Annotated in this window: 12 protein-coding genes and 3 tRNA genes; 12 read left to right on the forward strand and 3 right to left on the reverse strand. The window is 67.5% G+C overall.

Going from position 1 to position 19833, the window contains the following annotated elements; genetic code table 11:
- Positions 1-126: 126 nt before the first annotated feature.
- The 3 genes from hsdR to JN22_RS23560 all read right to left on the reverse strand — a co-directional run bounded on the left by hsdR (position 127) and on the right by JN22_RS23560 (position 5927).
- Positions 127-3654: a type I restriction-modification system endonuclease gene (gene hsdR / locus JN22_RS23550; RefSeq protein WP_085556207.1), complete on the reverse strand. Its 3528-nt coding sequence runs from the start codon at positions 3652-3654 to the stop codon at positions 127-129.
- A gap of 263 nt (positions 3655-3917) precedes the next feature.
- A complete protein-coding gene (gene glnA / locus JN22_RS23555) occupies positions 3918-5327 on the reverse strand; it encodes a type I glutamate--ammonia ligase (RefSeq protein ID WP_085556208.1) in 1410 nt (469 codons plus the stop codon).
- Positions 5328-5588: 261 nt separating this feature from the next.
- A complete protein-coding gene (locus tag JN22_RS23560) occupies positions 5589-5927 on the reverse strand; it encodes a P-II family nitrogen regulator (protein WP_085556209.1) in 339 nt (112 codons plus the stop codon).
- Between the two features lie 329 nt (positions 5928-6256).
- Between JN22_RS23560 and JN22_RS23565 the strand changes: the two genes are divergently transcribed.
- The 12 genes from JN22_RS23565 (at position 6257) to JN22_RS23620 (ending at position 19760) form a co-directional block, all read left to right on the forward strand.
- Positions 6257-6332: transfer RNA gene (locus tag JN22_RS23565), tRNA-His, on the forward strand.
- Between the two features lie 175 nt (positions 6333-6507).
- Positions 6508-7965, forward strand: coding sequence for an NAD(P)H-hydrate dehydratase (locus tag JN22_RS23570; RefSeq protein WP_085556210.1), 1458 nt, complete (start codon positions 6508-6510; stop codon positions 7963-7965).
- Positions 7966-8218: 253 nt separating this feature from the next.
- A complete protein-coding gene (locus tag JN22_RS23575; protein ID WP_085556211.1) occupies positions 8219-9760 on the forward strand; it encodes a malonyl-CoA decarboxylase in 1542 nt (513 codons plus the stop codon).
- Between the two features lie 161 nt (positions 9761-9921).
- Positions 9922-10006, forward strand: a tRNA-Leu gene (locus tag JN22_RS23580).
- Positions 10007-10098: 92 nt separating this feature from the next.
- Positions 10099-11433, forward strand: a complete 1335-nt coding sequence (gene tig, locus JN22_RS23585; protein WP_085556212.1) for a trigger factor — start codon at positions 10099-10101, stop codon at positions 11431-11433.
- Positions 11434-11548: 115 nt separating this feature from the next.
- Complete coding sequence (gene clpP, locus JN22_RS23590) at positions 11549-12178, forward strand: ATP-dependent Clp endopeptidase proteolytic subunit ClpP (protein WP_085556213.1); 630 nt, start codon at positions 11549-11551, stop codon at positions 12176-12178.
- A 208-nt stretch (positions 12179-12386) separates the two neighbouring features.
- Positions 12387-13649, forward strand: a complete 1263-nt coding sequence (gene clpX / locus JN22_RS23595; protein ID WP_085556214.1) for an ATP-dependent Clp protease ATP-binding subunit ClpX — start codon at positions 12387-12389, stop codon at positions 13647-13649.
- A 322-nt stretch (positions 13650-13971) separates the two neighbouring features.
- Complete coding sequence (locus tag JN22_RS23600) at positions 13972-15966, forward strand: methyl-accepting chemotaxis protein (protein ID WP_085556215.1); 1995 nt, start codon at positions 13972-13974, stop codon at positions 15964-15966.
- 220 nt (positions 15967-16186) lie between these two features.
- Positions 16187-18613, forward strand: coding sequence for an endopeptidase La (gene lon, locus JN22_RS23605; protein WP_085556216.1), 2427 nt, complete (start codon positions 16187-16189; stop codon positions 18611-18613).
- Positions 18614-18774: 161 nt separating this feature from the next.
- Complete coding sequence (locus JN22_RS23610) at positions 18775-19047, forward strand: HU family DNA-binding protein (protein WP_085556217.1); 273 nt, start codon at positions 18775-18777, stop codon at positions 19045-19047.
- Positions 19048-19146: 99 nt separating this feature from the next.
- Positions 19147-19221, forward strand: a tRNA-Val gene (locus tag JN22_RS23615).
- A gap of 242 nt (positions 19222-19463) precedes the next feature.
- Positions 19464-19760 (forward strand): RebB family R body protein, encoded by a 297-nt coding sequence (locus JN22_RS23620; protein ID WP_085556218.1) that lies wholly within the window; start codon positions 19464-19466, stop codon positions 19758-19760.
- The last annotated feature ends 73 nt before the right edge of the window (positions 19761-19833 follow it).

The following is a 19833-nucleotide window of genomic DNA, read 5'->3' on the forward strand; positions in this document are numbered from 1 at the left end:
GGATCAGTTTGGAAGCGCAATCGGTATGAACAGTGCTACTCGATGATACTGAAGTTATCCTCGAGTCAGAAACGGCACAAATATACTCTCTATCTGGCGAAATAAATTTCCAAATACAAACGGATGTCATGCTGCATTTCCCCACATCATGTCTAGTATTTCTGTCAATACTTTTCCCAGACGTCCGTCAAACACCCGGTCCAGCCTTGCGAAACCGCCGCCCTGCTGGCGGAACTCGCCCTGGTCGAGAACCTCGCGGTCGACGATGACTTCCTTCTTCATCTGCCGCCCGATCCGCTCCAGCCAGTCGCGCTGCGCCTTCGTCCAGGGCTGGCTGGATAGCACCCGGCGCATCGCCCGGTCCACCCGCTCGTCGTAGGGAACCAGCGGGTCGCCCAGCGCGGCCTGCCGGATGTAGCCGATGACCGAGGCCGCAATGTCGGCGTTCGTCGCGTCGCGGAAGGCGGCGCGCAGCTCGACCTCGCCGAAGCCGTCACGCTCCAGCAGCAGGCGGACCTCGCGAAGCTGGGCGCGGGTCAACTCGCGGGGGCGGTTGGCGACGGCGTTGAGCGCCGGAACCCGGTTGAGGTTTTCCGCCAGATAGCGGCGGAAGCTGGCGAGGTAGTCCTCGGGCCGGGTGATGTTCGGGCCGTAGCCGGTCTCCTCGTGCCGGAACGCGTCGGCCCCGCCGTAGAGCGGCACATGGATGGGGTCGTCGGCGACGCGGGTGTCCAGCAGCTCCATCAGGGCGCGATGATCGAGAAGGGTGCGAGCCGCTTCCTCCGGCGGCGCATCCTTCACGCGGCGTATGAAGCTGTCCGGGTCGGTGCCGGCCAACTCCCGGAAGCGCCGCTCCCCGGCCTCCGACAGGCGGCGGCGCTTGCGGTGCAGCTTGGCGACGATCTGGCCGACCAGCCAGCGCGCCTGCCGGGCACGGCGCTCCGCGACCTCCGGTGCGGTCCCGTGATGCTCCGGGGGCGGCCCCTCGAACGGCGCCTGTTCCTCTTCGGCGAAGCCGGTCGGCGGCAGCGCCGGCGCGGGGGGCGGAAGGGGCGTGCCGGTGGCCTCGGCCAGTTCCTCCATCAGCGCCGCGAAGGTGATGTTCGGGTTGGCGACGACCGGCCGCATCTCCGTCAAATCCTGCATCGCGGCGTAGAGCCCGACCGCGTCGAAGATGCGGAAAGCGGTCTTGTGCCGGCCAGGGCCGAACAGGTCGTCGCACAGGCGGGTGCCGCGCCCGATCATCTGCTCGTAGAGAATGCGGCTGTTGACCCGGCGGATGAAGACGAGGTTGACGATCTCCGGCACGTCGATGCCGGTGGTCAGCAGGTCCACGGTGACCGCGACCTTGGGCAGGGCCTCGTTCTTGAAGCGGCGGATCTGGCGCATCGGGTCGTCCGACCGCCCGGTGATCTTGGCGACCGTGTCGTTCTCCACGGCGCCGTAGCGGGCGGCGAAGGCGGTGCGCAAGGCGCCGACCACCATGTCGGCGTGCAGGTCGGTGGCGCAGAAGACCAGAGTCTTGCCGGGCAGGCCGGGGTCGATGTGGCCGGCGAGCCATTCCGCGATGACCCGGTTGAAGTCGGGTGTCAGGACCCTGCGGTTGAAGTCCTGCACGTCGAACCGGACCTCATCGTCCAGATGGATGAGGTCGAGTTGCCCGGTCCGCGTGTCGAGAACATCCACCCGCTCCCCGGCGTCCCAGTGGATGCCTTCCTGGCTGAGCGCGGTGTGGGCGCGGATGGGGGGCTCATGGTCCACCAGCCAGCCGTCGATCACCGCCTCCTGGTAGGTGTAGCGGACGACCGGCTCGCCGAAGATCTCCACGGTGTGCAGGGCCGGCGTCGCCGTCAGCCCGACCTTCACCGCGTCGAAGCGGTCGAGCACGCGGCGGTACTTGGAGACGTAGTCGTCCTGGCTGCGGAAGCTCAGCTCCTCGTCACCCATCTCGCGGTCGAGCAGGTAGCCGCGATGGCACTCGTCCACGACGATGCAGTCGTACTGGTCGATCGCCGGCGGCTCCTCGCCGTAGAGGACGCGCTTGACCAGAGCCTGGACGGTGGCGATGTGCAGCTTCGTCTCGGGGTCGGGAAGGATGTCGCCCAGTTCCTTCACCGCGAAGATGTCGGCGAAGACCTGATGGTGCTCCATCCGCGTTTCCTTGAACGCGTTGCCGGCCTGCTCGCCCAGCGCCGTCCGGTCGACCAGAAACAGGATGCGGCGGAACCGCTGCGCCTTCAGGAGGCGATAGACCAGCGCGATGCAGGTCTTGGTCTTGCCGGTGCCGGTCGCCATGGCGACCAGGATTTCGCGCCGGCCAGCGGAGATCGCCTCCTCGACGGCGCGGATGGCGTGCCGCTGGTAGTCGCGCAGGGGGAAGTTGAAGGCGAACGGGTCGCGCGACAGCCGGGCGTCGGCGGCGCGCGGGTCGTTGCGCAGCGCCTCGAGGAGGCCGGCGGGGGTGTACCAGCCGTCCAGCGCCTTGGCGAGGTTCTGCGGGTGACGGCCGTCGCGGAACCAGATGCCCGACAGCGCCTCGAACTGGCGCAGGAAGGGACGTCCGTTCGTCGAGAACAGGAAGGGGACGCGCAGGTCGCCCCATGGCCCTTCGGCCGGCGGCTGCTCGTCGCCGCGCGGGACGTAGCCGCGGCTGTAGCGCTCCGCCCGGTTGATGAACTCCGACACGTTGGCGTTGGCGCGCTTGGCCTCGACCATGCCGACGATGGCCAGTCCGGCGAACAGCGCGTAGTCGGCGACGCCGTCGGCGGTGGGCCACTCGGCGATCGCCAGATCGCGCCCCTTCTGCGGGCGGGCGCCGGCCGCGTGGGTGAGCACCTCGCTGTCGGCCTCCCAGCCGGCGTCGCGAAGCTGGGAGTCGATCAGGCGGCGGGTCTCGCGCTCGTCGAGGTCGATGCCCTGGCCAACGGCGTAGGCCACCTCGACGCGGCCCTGGATGGCCGCGGCCGGCTCGCTTGCCGCCTGGGCTTGGGCGACGGTCAGCTCGGCCTCGAGGCGCGCGCGGTCGGCGTCGGCCTCTTGGGCGAGCCGTTCCCAGGACTGGCGCTCGGCTTCGGCGCGGGCGGCGCGCTCCTCGGCGGACAGCCGGCGATCGGCCTCGGCCTGGGCCGCCGCTTGGGCCTCCGCCGCCATGCGCTCGTGCGCCGACTGCCGCTCGGCGAGTTCCAGGCGCAACCGCTCCAGTTCCGCCTTCAAGGCGGCGCCCTCGGCACGCGGGTCCGCCGGCGGCACGAACGGGCTGGGGGTGAAGGTCCGGTCGCCGGTGACGGTGCGGTGGAACCAGACGCCCAGCGTCCGGGCGTTCTTCAGGCAGGACAGCGCCATCCGGTGATCGCCGTCGAGATCGTGCGCGGCGTCGTTCCTGGCCTTGCGGATGAAGTGGAAGAGGTCGCCGACCTCGCGGGTCAACACGCCGCGGTCGCGCAGGCGGCGCAGCAAGTCGGCCTGCTTCTCCTCCGGGGAGGTCCACATCCCGAGCTTGGCCGCCGTCAACTGCGCGAGAAGCTCGGCGAACTGCCCGGTCTTGATGATGGAGGTGTTCGCGTCCTCGGCGAAGAAACGCTCAGCCAGCGCGCCCAGCCGTTCGAGCTGGACGTCGTGCCGTGCCAGGAATCCGAAATTGGATGAACGCGCCACAAGAATTCTCCCGCCGGTAGAATGTTCTACACGCGGCTGCGGTCGCTGTCAGCAGGTCCGATCACGCTAGAGTTGGGGAGGTCACACCCTTGAGGAAAGCGAAGTGATGACCAAATTGCACCCGCAAAACGAGAAACGGGCCGGCGAGCCGACCCGTTTCCACGTTGGACATCCGAGGATGTGGTTGTCGATTTTCCTTGGGTCTTCTTGCTCCGAACTTGGAACGAAAGTCTGGAGACTCCCAAGGAAATCAACAAATTACATCAGACCGAGTAGTACATCTTGTACTCGATCGGGTGCGGCATGGTCTCGAAGGCCATCATCTCTTCCGTGCGGAGGTCGATGTAGCCGTCGATCATGTCGGCCGAGAAGACGTCGCCCTGGCGCAGGAAGGCGTTGTCCTCGCGCAGCGCGTTGAGCGCCTCGCGCAGCGAGCCGCAAACCGTCGGAACCTTGGCCAGCTCTTCCGGCGGCAGGTCGTACAGGTTCTTGTCCATCGCGTCGCCGGGGTGGATCTTGTTCTTGATGCCGTCCAGGCCGGCCATCAGCATCGCCGCGAAGGCGAGGTACGGGTTGGCCGACGGATCCGGGAAGCGGACCTCGACGCGCTTGCCCTTCGGCGAGGCGACGTACGGGATGCGGCAGGAGGCCGAGCGGTTGCGGGCCGAGTAGGCCAGCAGCACCGGGGCCTCATAGCCCGGGACCAGGCGCTTGTAGCTGTTGGTCGACGGGTTGGTGAAGGCGTTCAGCGCCTTGGCGTGCTTGATGATGCCGCCGATGTAGAACAGCGCCAGCTCCGACAGGTCGGCGTACTGGTTGCCGGCGAACAGCGGCTGGCCGTCCTTCCAGATCGACTGGTGGCAGTGCATGCCCGAGCCGTTGTCGCCGAACACCGGCTTCGGCATGAAGGTCGCCGACTTGCCGTAGGCGTGGGCGACGTTGTGCACCACGTACTTGTAGTACTGCATGTTGTCGCCGGTGCGGACCAGCGTGTCGAACTTGATGCCCAGCTCGTGCTGGGCGGCGGCCACCTCGTGGTGGTGCTTCTCGACCGGGACGCCCATCTCGGCCAGCACGCTCAGCATCTCGGCGCGCAGGTCGTTGGCGCTGTCGATCGGCGCGACCGGGAAATAGCCGCCCTTGGTGCCCGGGCGGTGGCCCAGGTTGCCGTCCTCATACTCCTTGCCCGACGAGTAGGAGCCCTCGTCCGAGGCGAACTCGTAGGACACCTTGTTCATGTCGACGGAGTACTTGACGTCGTCGAAGACGAAGAACTCGGCTTCCGGGCCGAAATAGACGGTGTCGCCGATTCCGGCCGAGGCGGTGTAGCGCTCGGCGGCCTTGGCGATGCCGCGCGGGCAGCGCTCGTAGGCCTGGCCGGTGCCCGGATCGAACACGTCGCAGAGGATGTTCAGCGTCGGCTGGGCGGCGAACGGATCCATCACGGCGGTGGTCGGATCGAGCTGAAGGATCATGTCCGACTCTTCGATGCCCTTCCAGCCGGCGATCGACGAGCCGTCGAACATGATGCCGTCCTCGAACACGTCCTCGTCGATCGTCGAGACGTGCTGGGCGGTGTGGTGCAGCTTGCCGCGCGGGTCGGTGAAGCGCAGGTCCACATACTTGACGTCGTGTTCCTTGATCAGGTCGAAGACCTTGCTGATGTCGGACATATCTCTTTTTCCACGCTTGAGAGGTTTGGATCCCGCAGCGTCAAACCAACCTTCGGATCACGAGGGCGGGAGACGGCGCTCGCGGCGGACGTTATGTCACGCCTGACCCGCCCGCACAACGCGCCAGCCGAAAAACGCGCACGTCCGGCCTAGGGCCATCGGCCGTTCGGCAGGGGGTGCGGCGTAGGTCGTCCGGGCGGGCTGGTAAGTCAGGCGCATGTTGGCAACGGCTTGGGTGACGGGGGCGGGTGGGGACGCCGGTCAGATCGCGTCCGGACCCTTTTCGCCGGTCCGGATGCGGACCACTTCTTCCACGGGCGTGACGAAGATCTTGCCGTCGCCGATGCGGCCGGTGTGGGCGGCCTGCTGGATCGCCTCGATCGCCCGTTCGACCAGGGAGTCCTCCATCACCACCTCGATCTTCACCTTGGGCAGGAAGTCGACGACGTACTCCGCGCCCCGGTACAGCTCGGTGTGGCCCTTCTGGCGGCCGAAGCCCTTGGCTTCGGTGACGGTGATCCCCTTGATCCCGACTTCGTGAAGAGCTTCCTTCACCTCGTCGAGTTTGAACGGCTTGATGATGGCTTCGATCTTCTTCATGGGTCTCTCGTGTACGAGGTGCCAACGCCGGCAGGCACCGTCCACGGCTCTGCCGACACGACGACATTAAGCATGGAGCGTGCCAGAAACGGGTACTCCGATCCGGCAGCATGAAACCACGACGAAAGGCAGCGGGCTGCCGTTGGTTGGGGCATCGCTCTGCCAACGAATGCGGCGAAGTGAACATTATTTGTGCAAAACCTGCAAGAGATCCGCGCAGGCGGCGGCAAACAGGGGGTGAAAGCGGGGGCGTCGCTTTTTTTCGACCCCTCGTGAAAAAGCCCTTGACCGGACGGCTCGGCTGGGGCAAATAAGCGCTCCCAACGGCGGCGGTGGTAGCTCAGTTGGTAGAGCCCTCGGTTGTGGTCCGAGTGGTCGTGGGTTCGAGTCCCATCCATCGCCCCATCCCCCCTTCTGGGGGTTTCCCAGACAACTCGATCTTTTTGACGTCCGCGCGGCTGGTTGGCCGCCCAGCGGGCGTTTATGCTTGCCCGGTTGAAAAATCGCGCTATCCATGGCGTCCGCGTCGGCCATGGCGTTTGCCGGATCGAGAGAGGCCGGATCGAGAAGGGAAGGGGTGATGGACGAACTGCTGTCCGTCGCGGAAATGCATCGTGCCGACGAGATGACCATCGCGGCCGGCGTGCCGGGTGCAGCGTTGATGGAGGCCGCGGGCGCCGCCGTGGTGCGCGCGGTGTGCGAGCGCTGGGCGCCGCACCCGACGGCGGTGCTCTGCGGGCCGGGCAACAACGGCGGCGACGGCTTCGTCGTCGCCCGGCTGCTGCTGGAGGCCGGCTGGCCGGTGCGTCTCGCGTTGCTCGGCACCCGTTCGGCCCTGACCGGCGACGCGGCGGTGGCGGCGGAGCGCTGGCCCGGCCCCATCGAGGCGGCCGACCCCTACATCCTCAAGGGCAACCCCCTGGTCATCGACGCGCTGTTCGGCGCCGGCCTGTCGCGGCCGCTGGAAGGGGTCGCCAAATCCATCGTCGAGGCGATGGCCGGGCGCACCGTCGTCGCCATCGACGTGCCGAGCGGCCTGCATGGCGACAGCGGGCGCGTGCTCGGCGTGGCGCCGCAGGCGGCGCTGACCGTGACCTTCTTCCGCTGCAAGCCGGGCCATGTGCTGCTGCCGGGGCGCGAGCTGTGCGGCGAGGTGGTGGTCGGCGACATCGGCATTCCCGAGCGGGTGCTCGACGGCATCGTGCCGCAGACCGCCGTCAACGGGCCGGAGCTGTGGCGTCACCTCTTTCCCTGGCCGGCGCTGGACGGGCACAAATACGCGCGCGGCCACGCCATGGTGCTGGGCGGCGGGCGGATGACCGGCGCGGCGCGGCTCGCCTCCGTCGCGGCGCTGCGGGCCGGAGCCGGGCTGGTGACCCTCGCCTGCCCGCCGGAGGTCTTCACCGTCTACGCCGCCGGCTCGCCCAGCGTGATCGTCGAGCCGGTGGCCGATGATTCCGAATTTGCCCAATTGTTGAGCGATTCGCGGCGGAACGCGGTGCTGCTCGGTCCGGGGGGCGGCAGGAGCGCCCAGACCCGCGCCCGCGTCCTGGCGGCGCTGGAGGCGCGCAAGGCCTGCGTGCTGGACGCCGACGCGCTGACCAGTTTCGCCGAGGCGCCGGAGGATCTGTTCGACCGTTTGAACAGGCGCTGCGTGCTGACCCCGCACGAGGGCGAGTTCGCACGGCTGTTCGGCGCCTCGGTCGGCATGGACAGCGACAAGCTGTCGCGGACCCGCGCGGCGGCGTCGCGCTCGGGGGCGGTCGTGCTGCTGAAGGGCGCCGACACGGTGATCGCCGCCCCCGACGGCCGGGCGGTCATCAACGTCAACGCGCCGCCCGAACTGGCGACCGCCGGGTCGGGCGACGTGCTGGCCGGCATCGTGCTGGGGCTGATGGCGCAGGGCATGGAGGCGTTCGAGGCGGCCTGCGCGGCGGTCTGGCTGCACGGCGAGGCTGGGCACGCCGTCGGGCCGGGGCTGATCTCGGAGGATCTGTCCGGGGCGCTGCCGGGCGTGTTGCGGGCGCTGAAGGGCTGAGGGCCTGTTTGGCCGACGCAGCCGGGAAAGCGGCTTGCGCTGTTGGCGGCCTCCTCCTCCTTTCGTCATGGCCGGGCATGACGCTCCTGAAAAGGGGAGCCGTGCCGTCTGTCAAACACGGACCCCAAGCCGTCGTCATTGAAATTTCATGGAGGGCCGAAAACCCCGGCGCGCGTCGCGTCGGCGGTACTCACACGGGTGACGCCCGCCGCATCCCCTTGCCGAATCCGGCGGCAAGGGCCAGACTCCAAGCATGAGCGACGCACCGAACACCGCCACTCTGGATCCGGTCCAGCCGCCTGCCGGCCCGCCGGGTCTTCTCGACCGCGCGCTGGACAACCTGCGCACCCGCTGGCGCGAGATCGCCGCCTCGGCGCGCGGCGCCGTCGGCGCCCCGCCGCGCACCCATCTGCCCAAGGAGGACGCCGAGCGTCTGAAGGAACAGATCGAGGCCTGCCTGGAGGCGCGCGGCGGCGAGGTGTCGGCGCGGGCGCGGGCGGCGCAGCTCGGCCGCACCTATCTCGCGCTCGATCCGCAGGGGCGGCGCAATTTCCTCCTGATGCTCGCGCGCGACTTCGACGTCGAGCGGGCTGCCGTGGACGAGGCGATGGCGACCTTCCAGGCCGCCGCCGACCCGGTCGCCCGCGGCCACGCCGAGCGCGCGCTGCGCCGCGCCCTGGAGCCGCCGCGCGTGCGGCTGCTGACCCAGTTCAACGCCCTGCCGGAAGGGGTGAAGTTCCTCGTCGATCTGCGCGCCGAGCTGATGGAGATGGCGCGCGGCGAGCCGCTGCTCCAGGCGCTGGAGGACGACCTCAAGAGTCTGCTGCGCTCCTGGTTCGACGTCGGCTTCTTGGAGATGCGCCGCATCACCTGGGACAGCCCGGCCTCGCTGCTGGAGAAGCTGATCAAGTACGAGGCGGTGCACGAGATCAGCGGCTGGCAGGACCTCAAGGACCGGCTCGATTCGGACCGCCGCTGCTTCGCCTTCTTCCACCCGCGCATGCCGCACGAGCCTCTGATCTTCGTCGAGGTGGCGCTGGTCCAGGGCATGTCGGACAACGTCCAGGCTTTGCTCGACCCCTCGGCGCCGGTCTGCGACCCCAAGAGCGCCGACAGCGCCATCTTCTACTCGATCTCCAACGCGCAGGTCGGGCTGGCCGGCATCAGCTTCGGCAACTTCCTGATCAAGCGGGTGGTCGACGGGCTGACCGGCGAGTTTCCCAACATCAAGTGCTTCGCCACCCTGTCGCCGATCCCCGGCTTCCGCCGCTGGTTCGACCGCACGCTCGACCGCGACGGCGACGCGCTGCTGACCAACGCCGAGGCCGAGCGCATCGCCGAACGGCTGGCCCAGCGCGACTCGGAGGCCGGCGCGATCCTCGATTCGGGCCCCGATTCGGGCGATGAGGCGCCGATTCTCGCCCGCGCGCTGGCCGTTCCCGGCTGGCACGAGGACGAGGAGCTGCAGAAGCAGCTGCGCGGGCCGCTGATGCGGCTGGCCGTGCATTACCTGACGACGGCCCAGACCTCCGAGCGGCGGGTCGAGCGGGCCGACGGCGCGCAGGCCCGCGCGCTCGATCCGGTGGCGCATTTCCACCTGACCAACGGCGCCCGGATGGAGCGGTTGAACTGGCTGGCCGACCGTTCGCGCAAGGGGTTGAAGCAGTCCTGCGGGATGATGATCAACTACCGCTACCGGCTGGGCGAGATCGACGCCAACCACGAGGCCTACAGCGGCGACGGCAAGATCATCACCTCCTCGGCGATCCGCTCGCTGGGCAAGGCGGGCGGGTAGGGCCGTCGGGTGGGGCCATCGGGCCCTCCCTCCCGCGCGATCGCGGCGAATCCCGTCCCATTTTGCCTGTTTGCATCGGGCACGCTGTGCTATAGACCGGACTTCGCCGGCGGTCCGGCGGGTGTGCGGCACCCGCTGCGGCTGCCTTTTGCCATGGAAAAGCGGGCGTGGCGGAATTGGTAGACGCGCTGGATTTAGGTTCCAGTGACTTCGGTCGTATGGGTTCAAGTCCCTTCGCCCGCACCATGGCAACACGCGCACCGCTATGGATAACACGGTTTCGGGCCGCCCCGGACGGGCGCCGCCGGGCCGGAACAACGAGATAGGCTTTCGTTCCGATGAACATCACCGAGACCAGCACCGACGGCCTCAAGCGCGAATTTCAGGTCGTCATCTCCGCCACGGACATCGAAGGGAAGGTGAACGGCAAGCTGGAAGAGCTGCGCCGCACCGTCCAGCTGCCGGGCTTCCGTCCGGGCAAGGTTCCGGTGAGCGTGATCAAGCAGCGCTACCACGGCGGCGTGCTGTCCGAGGTGCTGGAGGACGCCATCTCCGACAGCTCGCGCCAGGCGCTGAGCGAGCGCGGCCTGCGCGTCGCCCTCCAGCCCAAGATCGAGGTGGAGAAGTACGAGGAGAACGGCGACCTCACCTACAAGATGGCCGTCGAGCTGCTGCCCGACGTCGAGCCGGGCGAGTTCGGCGCCATCGAGCTGGAGAAGCCGGTCGCCGAGGTGACCGACGAGTCGGTCGAGGAGGCGCTGGGCAAGCTGGCCGGCGCGCACTCGACCCAGGCCCCGATCACCGAGGACCGCGGCGCCGAGAACGGCGACATCGCGCTCATCGACTTCGCCGGTTCGGTCGACGGCGAGGCCCTGCCGGGCATGGACGGCAAGGACTACCCGCTGGAGCTGGGCGCCGGCCGCTTCGTTCCGGGCTTCGAGGAGCAGCTGATCGGCGCCAAGGCCGGCGAGCACCGCACCATCAACGTCACCTTCCCCGAGGACTACCCGCACGAGCGCCTGAAGGGCGCCGCCACGGTGTTCGAGGTCGACGTCAAGGAACTCCGCAAGAACGTCCCGGCCGAGGTCAACGACGACCTCGCCAAGGAGTTCGGCATGGAGAGCCTGGAGAAGATGCGCGAGGCCGTCCGCGACCGCATCAAGGGCGAGTACGCCAACCTGTCGCGCCTGCGCGTGAAGCGCCAGCTGCTCGACAAGCTGGCCGAGAGCCACTCCTTCGAGGTGCCGGCCGGCATGGTCGACATCGAGTTCGAGGGCATCTGGGCCCGCCTCCAGGAGGAGCTGAAGAACGGCAACGCCGGCGAGGACGCCGACAAGCCCGAGGACGAGCTGAAGTCCGAGTACCGCGCCATCGCCGAGCGCCGCGTCCGCCTGGGCCTGCTGCTGTCCGAGGTGGGCCGCCGCAACAACATCCAGGTCACCCAGGACGAGGTGAACCGCGCCCTGATCAACGAGGCCCGCCGCTTCCCCGGCCAGGAGCGTCAGGTGTTCGAGTTCTTCAAGCAGAACCAGCAGGCGCTGGAAAACCTGCGCGCGCCCATCTTCGAGGACAAGGTCGTCGACCACATCCTGGAGCTGGCCAAGGTCACCGAGAAGACCGTCACCGTCGACGAGCTGACCAAGGACGAGGACGAGGACGCCGCCGAGGCGTAACAAACTCCCAAAAGGAGTGGGGGTGGGCTACCGCCCGCCCCCGGCGGCGCCTATATGTGATTTCGTGCCGGGAACGAACACCGGTCCAGCCAACTGCGGGGGCAGGGAAGAACACATGTACGACTTCGAGCCGAAGATGAATGCTCTGGTCCCGATGGTCATCGAACAGACCAACCGGGGCGAACGCGCGTACGACATCTATTCGCGCCTGCTGAAGGAGCGGATCATCTTCCTGATCGGCGGAGTCAACGACGCCGTCGCCAGCCTGATCTGCTCGCAGCTGCTGTTCCTCGAATCGGAAAACCCGACGAAGGACATTGCGCTCTACATCAATTCTCCGGGCGGCTACGTCTCGGCCGGCCTCGCCATCTACGACACCATGCAGTACATCCGCCCGCAGGTGTCGACGGTGTGTATGGGCCAGGCCGCCTCGATGGGCTCGCTGCTGCTGACCGCCGGCGCGCCGGGCAAGCGCTTCTCGCTGCCGAACAGCCGCATCATGATCCACCAGCCCTCGGGCGGCGCCCAGGGCCAGGCCTCGGACATCGAGATCCAGGCGCAGGAGATCCTGAAGCTGCGCTCGCGCCTGAACGACATCTACGTCAAGCACACCGGCCAGACGCTCGACACCATTGAAGCCGCGATGGAACGCGACAAGTTCATGTCGCCGGAGGAGGCCAAGGCCTTCGGGCTGATCGACGAAGTCGTCGAAAAGCGTCCCGGCGGCGACGCCCGCGCGTCCTGAGGGCCTGAGGGGTAGGCCAACAAAGGGTTGATCGGGCCGTTTCGCTGTTGTTGAATGGTCATGAAGCGGTCCGATCCCGGACTGAATCGAGATGCGACCTTGTCAGGGGCTCCGCCCGTGACAACCTCTGAATGGACCGGCGTCGGGGGGCGCCGCGAACGGGCAAGGCCCTCGAGGGCCTCGTCCCCCGCGAGATGACGGAGTACCGATGAGCAAGTCCAGCAGCGGCGATTCGAAGAATACGCTCTACTGCTCCTTCTGCGGCAAGAGCCAGCACGAGGTCCGCAAGCTGATTGCCGGTCCGACGGTGTTCATCTGCGATGAATGCGTCGAACTGTGCATGGACATCATTCGCGAGGAGAACAAGACGACCCTCGTGAAGTCCCGCGACGGGGTTCCGACTCCGCGCGACATCCATGCGGTGCTCGATGATTACGTGATCGGCCAAGTCTACGCCAAGCGCGTGCTCTCGGTCGCGGTCCACAATCATTACAAGCGGCTGGCGCACGGAACGAAGCACAACGACGTCGAACTCGCCAAGTCGAACATCCTGCTGATCGGCCCGACGGGTTGCGGCAAGACGCTGCTCGCCCAGACGCTGGCGCGGATCATCGACGTGCCCTTCACGATGGCCGACGCCACGACGCTGACCGAGGCCGGTTACGTCGGCGAGGACGTCGAGAACATCATCCTCAAGCTGCTCCAGGCCGCCGACTACAACGTCGAGCGGGCGCAGCGCGGCATCGTCTACATCGACGAGGTCGACAAGATCAGCCGCAAGTCCGACAACCCGTCGATCACCCGCGACGTCTCGGGCGAGGGCGTGCAGCAGGCCCTGCTGAAGATCATGGAGGGCACCGTCGCCTCCGTGCCGCCGCAGGGCGGGCGCAAGCATCCGCAGCAGGAGTTCCTACAGGTCGACACCAGCAACATCCTGTTCATCTGCGGCGGCGCCTTCGCCGGGCTGGACAAGATCATCGCCCAGCGCGGCAAGGGCACCTCGATCGGCTTCGGCGCCGACGTGCGCGCCCCGGACGAGCGGACGACCGGCGACATCCTGCACGAGGTCGAGCCCGAGGATCTGCTGAAGTTCGGCCTGATCCCCGAGTTCATCGGCCGCCTGCCGGTGCTGGCCACCCTGTCCGACCTGGACGAGGCGGCGCTGGTCGAGATCCTGAGCAAGCCGAAGAACGCGCTGGTCAAGCAGTACCAGCGCCTGTTCGAAATGGAGGACGTGCACCTCGAATTCTCCGAGGACGCGCTGAAGGCCATCTCGCACAAGGCGATCCAGCGCAAGACCGGCGCGCGCGGCCTGCGCTCCATCATGGAGGCGATCCTGCTCGACCCGATGTTCGACCTTCCCGGCCTGTCGGGAATCGAGAGCATCCTGGTCAACAAGGAGGTCGTCGAGGGGCGGGCCAAGCCGCTCTACGTCCACGCGGAGCGCCGCAGCGAGGCTCCGGGGGCCTGACGCTGTCCGGTCTTCCGGTTTCGTGTGTTTGGAAAGGGGCGCTTCGGCGCCCCTTTTTATTTCCGACCATTTTTCATTCCAGATGAAAACCCCTACACCTCGATGTGCGCCATTCCTGCGGATTGCTGGTGCGTGATAAGCTTGCCGATAAGAACCGATCGGAAAAATGATCGATGGATTTCGAAGGAAATCCTTCGCTTCATTGTCCGTCGGCACTGGATAACAATACATCGGCGACCAGGACATGAAAATTCGCAATTTTCTCTATGTATGTTTGGCGAGCGTTGGGATTGTTGCGGCGGTTCCTGCCTGCTGGCTGGCGATGCAGGAAACCAGCTCGGCCGGCCGGGCGTCGGACGCGCGGGCCATCGTCGACGTGCTGACCAGCGCGGCCGCGCTGAATGAGACGCTGGCGCTGGAACGCGGCGTCATCAACCTGCCGCTCGCGGCCGGCGTGGCGGCCGATGCAGCGACGCGGGAGTCGCTGACCAAGGCACGCGCCCAGGCGGACGGCGCGCGCGACCGGCTGATGGCCAGCGCCGCCGCCTTCGGCGACGCCAGGACGCTGAACGAACTGTCCGGGCTGTCGGGAAAGCTGGCGGAGGTGCGCCGCACGGTTGATGGATGGCTGCCCCAGGACCGCGCCGGCCGGCCGGCCGACGCGCCCGCCCGCTTCTTCGGGGCGATGGTCGGGGTGACCTCCGTGGTGAGCGCGACGATGAACGGGCTTGAACACCGGCTGACCGGTCTGGATGCGACGGCGGGGGACCGCGCCGACGTCGCCGGGCGGGCGGCGACCCTCCGGGAGATGGCCGGGCAGCAGTCGGTCCTCTTCCTGCGGACGCTGGGCTCCGGCAAGCCCTTCACGCCCGAGGCGGAGCGCGAAGCGCTGCAACTGGAAGGGCGCATCCAGGAACGCTGGGCGACGATCGAGGACGACATCGTTGCCGGCGACATGGGCCCCGGCCTGCGGGCCGCGCTGGAAACCGGGCGCAAGGGCTATGTCGAGGGCTTCGGCGCCTACAAGGCCCGGGTTCTCGACGCCTCGCGCAAGGGCGCGCCCTATGATCTGGACAGCGCCGAGTGGCGGCGCTCCGCCTCGCCGCTGCTCCAGGACCTGCTGGCGATCCGCGACGCCGGCTTTCAGGGCGCCCGCGAACTGGCGGAGGAGCATCAGGCGTCGGCGCTCCGTCATCTGATGCTGGCGCTCGCCGTGCTGGGTCTGGCGGTGGCCGCCCTGGCGGCGGTCGGCGTCGCCATCAACCGCCGGGCCACCCGGCCGATCGTCGAGCTGGCCGGCGTGGTCGGCGCCATCGCCGGTGGGCGGCGCGACCTCGACGTCCCGCATGGTGGACGGCAGGACGAGATCGGTGAAATGGCCGGGGCCATCGGCGTGCTCCAGGATCGAGCCCGCGCCGCCGACCTTGCGGAGGCCCAGCGTGCCGCCGAGCGCGAGCAGCGCGAGGCACGGCGGGGAGAAACCGAACGGGCGACGCGGGAGTTCGTGACCCAGCTCGAATCGGTCGTCCGCCATCTGTCGACGACGGCGGAAAGCGTGCGCGGTAGCTCCGAACGCCTGTCCGACGCCGCGGAAAGCGTGTCGTCGCGCTCCAATGCGGTGGCCTCCGCCTCGGCCGACGCCACCGGCAACATCCAGACCGTGGCCGCCGCCTCCGAGCAGCTCCAGGCGTCGAGCGGCGAGATCGGCCGGCGCATCGACGACGCGGCGCGCATCGCCCAGGACGCGGTGCGCGAGGCCGGCACCACCGCCGGCATCGTGGCGACCCTGGCCGAACGCGCGGCGGGGATCGGGTCGGTGGTGGACATGATCAACTCGATCGCCAGCCAGACCAACCTGCTGGCCTTGAACGCCACCATCGAGGCGGCGCGGGCGGGGGAGGCCGGAAAAGGGTTTGCGGTGGTTGCCAGCGAGGTGAAGAGCCTCGCCGGACAGACAGCGAAGGCGACCGAGGACATCCAGCTCCGCGTCGGCGAGATCCGCGACGTTAGCGGCAGCGCGGTGGAGGCCATCGGCGCGATCAGCCGCACCGTCGCCGCGATCAGCGAGGCCGCCGCCGCCGTGGCCGCCGCGGTGGAGGAGCAGAACGCCGCGACGCGGGAGATCGCCCGCAACATCCAGGCGGCCGCGCAGGGCACCGGCGAGGTGTCCGGCACCATCGGGCAGGTCGCCGCCACCGCCGAATCCACGCGGATCGCGTCGGGCGAGCTGCTGGCGGCGTCGCGCGGGCTCACCGAGGAGGCCGGAACGCTGCGCACGACCGTCGATGGCTACGTCCAACGGCTTTCCGCGGCCTGAAACCCCGACGTTCGGGGGATGAAAGGGGAGGGAAGGGCCGTTTTCCGCCGCGTCGCGGCAAGGAAACGGCCCGCCACCGCCGCCAGCCCCTTGAAGGCCACCAAGGCGTGTGCCACGTTAGTCAGCGTGCCGTTTCCGGTCCCCGCGCTTGATCCCTGAGGCGGGAACCGCGTCAGGCCCATTCCGGGCTGGCGGCGATCCTATCACTGAGGCTCTGCCGATGATCGAACTCTCCCGTGGTGCCCTCTACCCCGTCCTGCCGCTGCGCGACATCGTGGTGTTCCCCCACATGATCGTGCCGCTGTTCGTCGGGCGCGAGAAGTCCGTGCGCGCGCTGGAAGACGTGATGAAGGATGACAAGCAGATCCTGCTCGTCACCCAGAAGAACGCCGCGCAGGACGATCCGACTCCGGCCGACATCTACAGCGTCGGGACCGTCGGCACCGTGTTGCAGCTGCTGAAGCTGCCGGACGGGACCGTCAAGGTGCTGGTTGAGGGCGGCCAGCGCGCCGCCATCACCAAGTTCGCCGACAATGAGGAGTTCTTCCAGGCCCAGGCCGAGCTGGTCGAGGAGAAGACCGGTGAGAACCAGGAGCTCGAGGCTCTGAGCCGCGCCGTCGTGTCGCAGTTCGAGCAGTACATCAAGCTCAACAAGAAGATCCCGCCGGAGGTGCTGGTCTCGATCAACCAGATCGAGGAATCCGGCAAGCTGGCCGACACCGTCGCCTCGCATCTGGCGCTGAAGATTCCGGAGAAGCAGCAGCTGCTGGAATGCGCCACCGTGTCCGAGCGGCTGGAGCGGGTCTACGCCTTCATGGAGGGCGAGATCGGCGTGCTTCAGGTGGAGAAGCGCATCCGCAACCGCGTCAAGCGGCAGATGGAGAAGACCCAGCGCGAGTATTACCTGAACGAGCAGCTCAAGGCGATCCAGAAGGAACTCGGCGAGACCGAGGACGGCCGCGACGAGTCGGCCGAGTTGGAAGAGAAGATCAACAAGACCCGCTTCCCCAAGGAGGCCCGCGAAAAGGCGCTGGCGGAGCTGAAGAAGCTGCGCTCGATGAGCCCGATGTCCGCCGAGGCCACCGTGGTGCGCAACTACCTGGACTGGATGCTGTCCATTCCCTGGAAGAAGCGGACCAAGGTGAAGCGCGACCTGAAGCTGGCGCAGAAGGTGCTCGACGCCGACCATTACGGTCTGGAGAAGGTCAAGGAGCGCATCCTTGAGTATCTCGCCGTCCAGAACCGCATGAACAAGGTGAAGGGGCCGATCCTCTGCCTCGTCGGCCCGCCCGGCGTCGGCAAGACCTCGCTCGGCAAGTCGATCGCCAAGTCCACGGGGCGCAACTTCGTCCGCATGTCGCTGGGCGGCGTGCGCGACGAGGCCGAGGTGCGCGGCCACCGCCGGACCTACATCGGCTCGATGCCCGGCAAGGTCATCCAGGGCATGAAGAAGGCCAAGTCGTCGAACCCGCTGTTCCTTCTCGACGAGATCGACAAGCTGGGCGCCGACTGGCGCGGCGACCCGTCGTCGGCGCTGCTGGAGGTGCTGGATCCGGAACAGAACGGCACCTTCAACGACCATTACCTGGAGGTCGACTACGACCTGTCGGACGTGATGTTCGTCTGCACCGCCAACACCATGCGCATGCCGCAGCCGCTGCTGGACCGCATGGAGATCATCCGCGTCGCCGGCTACACCGAGGACGAGAAGGTCGAGATCTCCAAGCGCCACCTGATCGAGAAGCAGATCGAGGCGAACGGCCTGAAGAAGGGTGAGTTCACGATCTCCGACGACGCGATGCGCGACCTCATCCGCTACTACACGCGGGAGGCCGGCGTCCGCAGCCTGGAGCGCGAGATCGCCAATCTCTGCCGCAAGGCGGTCAAGGAAATCCTGATGAAGGCGTCGGGGGCGGGCAAGGTCGCCGTGACGCGCCGCAACCTCGACAAATACGCCGGCGTCCGCCGCTTCCATTACGGCGAGGCGGAGTTGGAGGATCTGGTCGGCGTGACCACCGGTCTGGCCTGGACCGAGGTCGGCGGCGAGCTGCTGTCGATCGAGGCGGTCGGGCTGCCCGGCAAGGGCCGCGTCACCACCACCGGCAAGCTGGGCGACGTGATGAAGGAATCGGTCCAGGCGGCCGAGAGCTACGTCAAGTCGCGCGCCGTCGCCTTCGGCATCAAGCCGACGCTGTTCGAGAAGAAGGACATCCACGTCCACGTTCCCGAAGGCGCCACGCCGAAGGACGGCCCGTCGGCCGGCGTCGCCATGGCCACCTCCATCGTCTCGGTGCTGACCGGCATTCCGGTGCGCAAGGACGTGGCGATGACCGGCGAGATCACGCTGCGCGGCCGGGTGCTGCCGATCGGCGGCCTGAAGGAGAAGCTGTTGGCGGCCCTGCGCGGCGGCATCAAGCATGTGCTGATCCCGAAGGACAACGAGAAGGATTTGGCGGACATCCCGGACAACGTGAAGCGCGGGCTGGAGATCATCCCGGTCGGCACGGTGGACGAGGTGCTGCGCAACGCTCTGACCCGTCCGGTCGAGCCGATCGAATGGAACGAGGCGGAGGTCGATGCGGCCGCCGCCAAGGCCCAGAGCGAGAAGGCGGCCGGCGACAAGGCGGGCGACAGCCTGCGGCATTGATTCGGCCCACCATTGTTCGGATGGAATGCTAAAGTGTGCATGGCCTCACCCGCTTGTCGCCAATTGACGGGCGGGTGAGGCTGTGATTATGCTTCGCCCCCGAAAAGTCGTGGGGCGGCTTTTTGGAATTGAGTATTTGCTGAATTCGGAAGGGGGATTGCGTGAACAAGAACGATCTCGTGGCGCATGTGGCCGATGCGTCGGGTTTGTCTAAAACTGACGCGACCAAGGCGGTCGATGCGGTGTTCGAGGGCATTGCCGACTCGCTGAAGAAGGGCGACGAGGTCCGCTTGGTCGGTTTCGGCACCTTCGCGGTGGCCGAGCGCGCCGCCAGCGAGGGCCGCAATCCGCGCACGGGCGAGAAGATCGACATTCCGGCGTCCAAGCAGCCGAAGTTCAAGGCCGGCAAGACGCTGAAGGACGCCCTGAACTGATTTGGTGAACCGATCTTGAACTGATCGGCGCCTTCGGGGCATAGTGCGGCCGGCCGGACCCCTGTCCGGCCGGTTTCGTTTCGGGTCGGTTTCCTTTTCGGGCGATTAGCTCAGCGGTAGAGCGCCTCGTTTACACCGAGGTGGCCGGGGGTTCGATCCCCTCATCGCCCACCAATCCTTTCCATGCTGTTGCGCGACAGAACGGCCCTGAGCGGGGCCGTTTCGCATTTCCGTGGCATGCCCGGTGTTGCGCTGCGTGTCTCTTCCTGTTGGAAATGCAACCGGAAAACGATAAAGATGAGGGTGTCGGCCACAGCGCGCGGATCGCGGACCGCTGGGGTTCGCGTCGCGCGCGAGGTCAGGCTCCTGCAATCATGCGGCGGCCCGTCGGCCGCCCCGATCCTTCCGGAGGCTCCATGGCTTTTCCCATCGCCGTCAACAGCCAGATCACCGATTCGGTTACCCAGGCGAACGTCAAGGTGCTGGGCGATTCCCCCGCCATAGCGATGGGCAACCTGCTCGCCGCCGCGTCCGGGCAGGCATTGGCCGACGCCGCCAACAACGCGGCGCAGAGCTTTGCAACCATGGTGGAGTGGCAGCGCACCCTGGCCGCCCAGGCGACGTTCGCCACCGGCATCGGCGTGGCGACCCTCTATTCGCTCGACACGGTTTCTGACGCCGTCGCCACCGCCAGAATTCTCGCTTCCAAATAACGTCGGCGGCTGTTCCGGCGCCCTCAGCCACCCGGACCTTTCTGTTCCTATGGTGGTTGGGGGCATCGGTTTG

Origin of the sequence: Azospirillum agricola (genome assembly GCF_020005195.1) — a bacterium.
GTDB lineage: Bacteria > Pseudomonadota > Alphaproteobacteria > Azospirillales > Azospirillaceae > Azospirillum > Azospirillum agricola.